The 5499-nt window shown below is 69.4% G+C and carries 5 protein-coding genes; all 5 read left to right on the top strand.

Features of this window, described 5'->3' with window-relative positions:
- The first annotated feature begins 219 nt into the window (after positions 1-219).
- The gene (locus PMI01_RS04345) at positions 220-1299 is read left to right on the top strand and encodes a sensor histidine kinase (RefSeq protein WP_007663553.1); all 1080 of its coding nucleotides are present in this window, start codon (positions 220-222) and stop codon (positions 1297-1299) included.
- Between the two features lie 79 nt (positions 1300-1378).
- Positions 1379-1960, top strand: coding sequence for a carboxymuconolactone decarboxylase family protein (locus PMI01_RS04340; RefSeq protein WP_007663550.1), 582 nt, complete (start codon positions 1379-1381; stop codon positions 1958-1960).
- A gap of 3 nt (positions 1961-1963) precedes the next feature.
- Positions 1964-2767, top strand: coding sequence for an SDR family NAD(P)-dependent oxidoreductase (locus PMI01_RS04335; RefSeq protein WP_007663547.1), 804 nt, complete (start codon positions 1964-1966; stop codon positions 2765-2767).
- 115 nt (positions 2768-2882) lie between these two features.
- Complete coding sequence (locus PMI01_RS04330; RefSeq protein ID WP_007663545.1) at positions 2883-5033, top strand: TonB-dependent siderophore receptor; 2151 nt, start codon at positions 2883-2885, stop codon at positions 5031-5033.
- 2 nt (positions 5034-5035) lie between these two features.
- A partial coding sequence (locus PMI01_RS04325) for a hypothetical protein (protein WP_007663543.1) occupies positions 5036-5499 on the top strand: 464 nt, incomplete at its 3' end.

Here is a 5499-nt window from a genome sequence, read left to right as displayed (position 1 = left end):
GGCGGGCCCGCCAGTGCGACACGCCGAGCCTGCGCGCCGACCTTCTGTCCATGGCCGAGACCTGGCGCTATGTCGCCCGGCAGGCCCTGTGGCAGGACGCTCTGATCGAGAACGCCGACCACGACATCGGTCCGGGATAGGCGTACAGCTGGACCAGCGACGCCTCTCCGTCGTCACCCGCGAACGTCGTCGCGCACCCGATCGGACGATAACCCACCCATGACGCGCGCGATCCCCGGCATCGAAGACGCCCAGACGCTGGCCCAGGCGATCGTCGACACCATCCACGAACCGTTGCTGGTGCTCGACTCCGACCTGCGCGTGCTGGCCGCCAGCCGCTCGTTCTACGAGACGTTCAAGGTCGACCCCGAACAGACCATGAGCTGTCTGCTCTACGACCTGGGCGACGGCCAGTGGGACATCCCGGCCCTGCGCCTGCTGCTCGAGACGATCATCCCCGAGCGCGTGGCCATGAACGGCTTCGAGGTCAGTCATGACTTCCCGGGTCTGGGCCAGCGGATCATGCTGCTCAACGCCCGCAAGGTGCTCTACGCGACCAGCTCCAATTCAACGATCCTGCTGGCCTTCACCGACATCACCGCTCGCCGGGCGATCGAGCGCGAGAAGGAAAGCCTGCTGGACCGGACCCGCGACCTGTTGAACCAGAAACAGGTGCTGCTGCAGGAGATGCAACACCGGGTCGCCAACAGCCTGCAGATCATCGCCAGCATCCTGATGCTCAAGGCGCGGGCCGTCACCTCGGAGGAGACCCGCTTCCACCTGAAGGACGCGCATCAGCGGGTGATCTCGGTGGCTGAGGTGCAGTCGCACCTGCACGCCTCGGGCGGCGTCGACCAGATCGAGGTTGGACCCTACCTGTCGAAGCTGTGCGGCAGCCTGGCCGGCTCGATGATCGGCGAGAGCCAGCCGATCGCCCTGACGGTCCTCGCCGGCCAGGGCGTGATCGGCTCGGACAAGGCCGTCAGCATCGGCCTGATCGTCACCGAACTGGTGATCAACGCGGTCAAGTACGCCTTCCCGACCGCCAGGGACGACGCCGGGATCACCGTCACCTTCGACAGCCAGGCCGACGGCTGGACCCTGATCGTCTCGGACAACGGGGTCGGCAAGGCCGAGACCGAGGCCGTCGCCACCGCCACGCACGGCGGCCTCGGCACGGTGATCGTCGACGCCCTGGTCAAGCAGCTCGACGGCCACATGACCGTGACGACCACCACCGGCGTGACCGTGACGATCCGGCACAAGGACGCCCCGGCCCTGGCGCCCCTCGCCGCTTAAACGATCGTTTGACCCACCCCCGCCCGGCAGGCGATGCTGCGCGACGGCGCGGCGCCAGACCGCGCGTGGGAGGCCAGAGATGCGGTTGAACGAGCCCCGGGTCCGTCCGGTGAACATGGACGCCCTCACCCCGGACCAGGCCGAGGTTCTCGCGCCGCTGGGGGCCGGCGGCGTCATCCCGGCCGGGCGGGTGCTCAACATCTTCCGCACCCTGGCCCACGCCCCCAAGGCCCTGAAGGCCTTCCTGACCTGGGGCAACTACATCCTCTCCAAGAAGAACGACCTGCCGGCCCGAGAGCGCGAAATCGTCATCCTGCGCACCGGTTGGCTGTGCCGCTCGGGCTATGAGTGGACGCAGCACGTCGAGATCGGCCTGCGCTGCGGCCTGACCCCGGACGAGATCCCCAGGCTGAAGGCCGGACCGGACGCCGGCTGGAGTCCCGCCGACGCGGCCCTGGTCCGCGCCGCCGACGAACTGCACGCCGACCAGTTCGTCTCGACCCCGACCTGGGCCGCCCTGCTCGCCCATTTCGGCGAGAAACAGGCCATGGACGTGGTGTTCACCGCCGGCCAGTACACCCAGGTCTGCATGATGCTGAACAGCTTCGGCGTGCAGTTGGACGACGGCCAGACCCTCGACCCCGACTTCGCGAAGGCCTGACCCATGGCCGGACGGCTGGCGGGCAAGCGCGCGGTGATCGTCGGGGCCGGCCAGACGCCGGGCGAGACGCTGGGCAACGGCCGGGCCATGGCCCTGCTGTTCGCCCGCCAAGGCGCGGCGGTGCTGTGCGTCGACCGCGTCCAGGACCGGGCCGAGCAGACGGCGGCGATGATCGCTTCCGAGGGCGGGCGCTCATTCGCCCTGGCCGCCGACATCCGCGACACGAGCGCCGCCCAGGCCATCGTCGACGCCGCCCAGGCCCGGCTCGGCGGGCTGGACATCCTGGTCAACAATGTCGGGATCGGCGGCCGCGGCGACGGCCCGGCCCACCACCTGACCGAGGACGCCTTCGACCTGATCCTCGACGTCAATCTGAAGGGCCTGTGGCGGGTGACCAAGGCCGCCCTGCCCGTCCTGCGCGCCCAGGGTCACGGGGCGATCGTCAACATCTCGTCCCTGGCCGGCATGGCCGGCGGCAACCAGCTGGCCTACGAGGTCTCCAAGGCCGCCGTGAACCGCCTGACCACCAGCGTGGCCCAGGCCAACGCCGGCAAGGGCGTGCGCTGCAACGCCGTCGCGCCCGGCCTGATGGACACCCCGATGGCCGTGGCCGGCATCGCCGAGGCCAAGGGCCAGGACCTCGAAACCGTCCGCGCCGCCCGCAACGCCCGCGTGCCGCTGAACGGCGTCATGGGCACGGCCTGGGACACCGCCCACGCCGCCCTGTTCCTGGCCTCCGACGAGGCGGGTTTCATCACCGGCGTGGTGCTGCCGGTGGACGGCGGGATGTCGAGCCGGATCGGCTAGGTCGCCCCGGCGGCCACATTTGTACGACCTTTCTTTCTGAGAACGACTTGCAACTGCACGCGCACCGCCCTAAGCAGCGCGATAAGAATAGTTCTCATTAGCACCTGAGGTCGTCGTGAAGCCCCAAGCCCTGCTGCTCGCCCTGCTGGCGACCGCCGCCCCCCTGTATGCCATGGCGGCGGACGTGACGGCCGACGACGACAAGAGCGCGGTGGACGGCGTCGTCGTCACCGCTCGCGCCCACGACACCGTCGGCTCGACCGGCAGCAAGCTGGCCACCGCCCTGGTCGATACGCCCTACACGGTTTCGATCATCACCTCGGACCGGATCGACCAGTTGGGCCTGCAATCCCTGAACCAGGCCCTGCGCTACACCGCCGGCGTCACGCCCGAAACGCGCGGCGGCGTGGTCACCCGCTACGACCAGTTCAAGCTGCGCGGCTTCGACGTCAACGCCACCTTCCTGGACGGCCTGAGCAACCTCTATCCGGGCTGGTACGCCGACGCCCAGGTCGACGCCGCGACGGTGGACCGCATCGAGATCCTCAAGGGCCCGGCCTCGGTGCTCTACGGCAACTCGCCCCCCGGCGGCCTGATCAACTATGTCAGCAAGACCCCCAGGGAAGTCGCCGGCGGCGAGATCGAGGTCCGGGCGGGAACCAACAAGCTGATCGAGGGCTCGATCGACACCACCGGCCCGATCGCCGGCGACAGCCGCTACACCTACCGCCTGGTGGCCCTGGCGCGTCAGGGCGACGGCCAGGCCGTGACCACAAAATACCAGCGCTACGTGGTGGCCCCCTCGTTCACCTGGCGTCCGGACGACGCCACCACCGTGACGATCCTGGGCCGCTACCAGCACGATCCCAAGGCCGCCAGCTACGGCGGCGCGCCCTCGCAGGGCTCGGCGCTGAGCAACCCGCTCGGCGCCCTCTCGCCCGACTTCTACGACGGCGATCCGAACTTCGAGGCCTATAACCGCACCCAGGCCACGGTCGGCTACCTGGCCGAGCACCGGTTCAACGACGTCTTCGCCGTCCACCAGAACCTTCGCTATTCGCGTGTCGAGAGCAATTACGAGTCGGTCTATGCGACCGGCCTGGCCGCCGACAACCGCACCCTGCTGCGCGGCACGGCCGCCTCGCGGGAAAGCGTCGACGGCTTCGTGGTCGACAACCAGGTCAGCGCTCACTTCGACACTGGCCCGCTGACCCACGACGTGCTTGTGGGCCTGGACTACCAGCACGCCATGGCCAAGGTGCAGACCGGCTTCGGCGCGGCGCCCACCCTGGATGTGTTCGCGCCCGTCCATGGCCAGCCCATCGTCAACCCGCTCTACGACGCGTCGGCCTATCGGTCGGACATGCGCATCAAGCAGGAGCAGACGGGGCTCTACCTCCAGGACCAGATCAAGCTGGACAAGCTGGTGGTGCTGCTGGGTCTGCGCCGCGACGCGCTGAAGCAGGACACCACCTATCTGGGCGCGTCCGGCTCGACCGCCAGGATCGATCAGGACAAGACCAGCGGCCGGGTCGGCGTGCTCTACCACTTCGAAAGCGGCCTGGCGCCCTATGTCAGCTGGTCGCAGTCGTTCGAGCCCCAGGGCGCCTATGGAACCCGGGTGTTCCAGCCGATCACCGGCGAACAGATCGAGGCGGGCGTGAAGTACGAGTCGCCCGACAAGAAGGTCTTCGCCACCGTCGCCGCCTTCGAGATCAAGCGTCAGAACGTGCTGTCGCCCGACCCGGTCAACACCAACGAGAGCATCCAGGGCGGCGAGGTCCGCTCGCGCGGCGTCGAGTTCGAAGGGCGCGCCAAGCTGACCGACCGTCTGGCCTTGTCCGGCGCGGCCACCGTGCTCAGCATCAAGAACACCAAGGACATGCTGGCCACGTCCGACTACGTCAACTACTTCAACCTCAACGGCCTGGCCCCGGTCGGGGTGGCCAAGAAGACCGCCTCGGCCTTCGCCGACTATGACTTCGGCGGCCCGCTGGACGGCCTGCGCGGCGGCCTGGGCGTGCGCTATGTCGGCCCCAGCTACGGCAACCTGGCCAACACCTTCAAGGCCCCGGCCTACACCCTGGTCGACCTGAGCCTGGGCTACGAGCTCGAGAAGATGAGCCTCGGCATGAAGGGCTGGAAGCTGAACGCCAGCGCCACCAACCTGTTCGACAAGCGCTACGTCTCGTCCTGCTATTCCGACGCCTGGTGCTGGTTCGGCGCCGAACGCTCGGTGCAGGTCGGCCTGAAGCGCAGCTGGTAGGCATGAGCCCGGCGATCCCCCTCCTGTTGGCTTCGACGGCGACCCTCGCGGTCGCCGTCGGCGTCTGGCTGCTGTGGCGGGCCTGGAAGCGCCATCCCCAGCCGCGCGGCGGACGGGTCGCCGGCGGGTGGGCGCTGCTGCTGCTGGCCGCCGTGCTGCTGGCCCCGTGGGCGGGCGGCGATCGCGGCGTGGCCATCGAAACCCTGCTGGCGGCCGTCGCCGCCACGGTGTTCGTCGTCGCCAGCGGGCGCTGGACCTCGCCCAAGGGCAAGAAGGCCCGACCGATCCGCGCCACGGCGGCCATGATCTCGGGGGGCGCCGATCCCGCCATCGGCCCCGCCACCACGCCGTTGCGCACCGTGGCCGCCGTGCTGCTGGCCCTGCCCGTCTCGCTGGCGGCGTCGATCGCCGTCGGCCTGGTCCTGGCGATCTGGGTTCCGGGCTCGCCGGCCGACAGGCTGGGGGG

The sequence above is a fragment of the Caulobacter sp. AP07 genome, assembly GCF_000281955.1.
In the GTDB taxonomy this organism is placed as follows: Bacteria; Pseudomonadota; Alphaproteobacteria; order Caulobacterales; family Caulobacteraceae; genus Caulobacter.
Note: the sequence above shows the minus strand (reverse complement) of the source record. Positions and strands in the feature narration are given on the sequence as shown.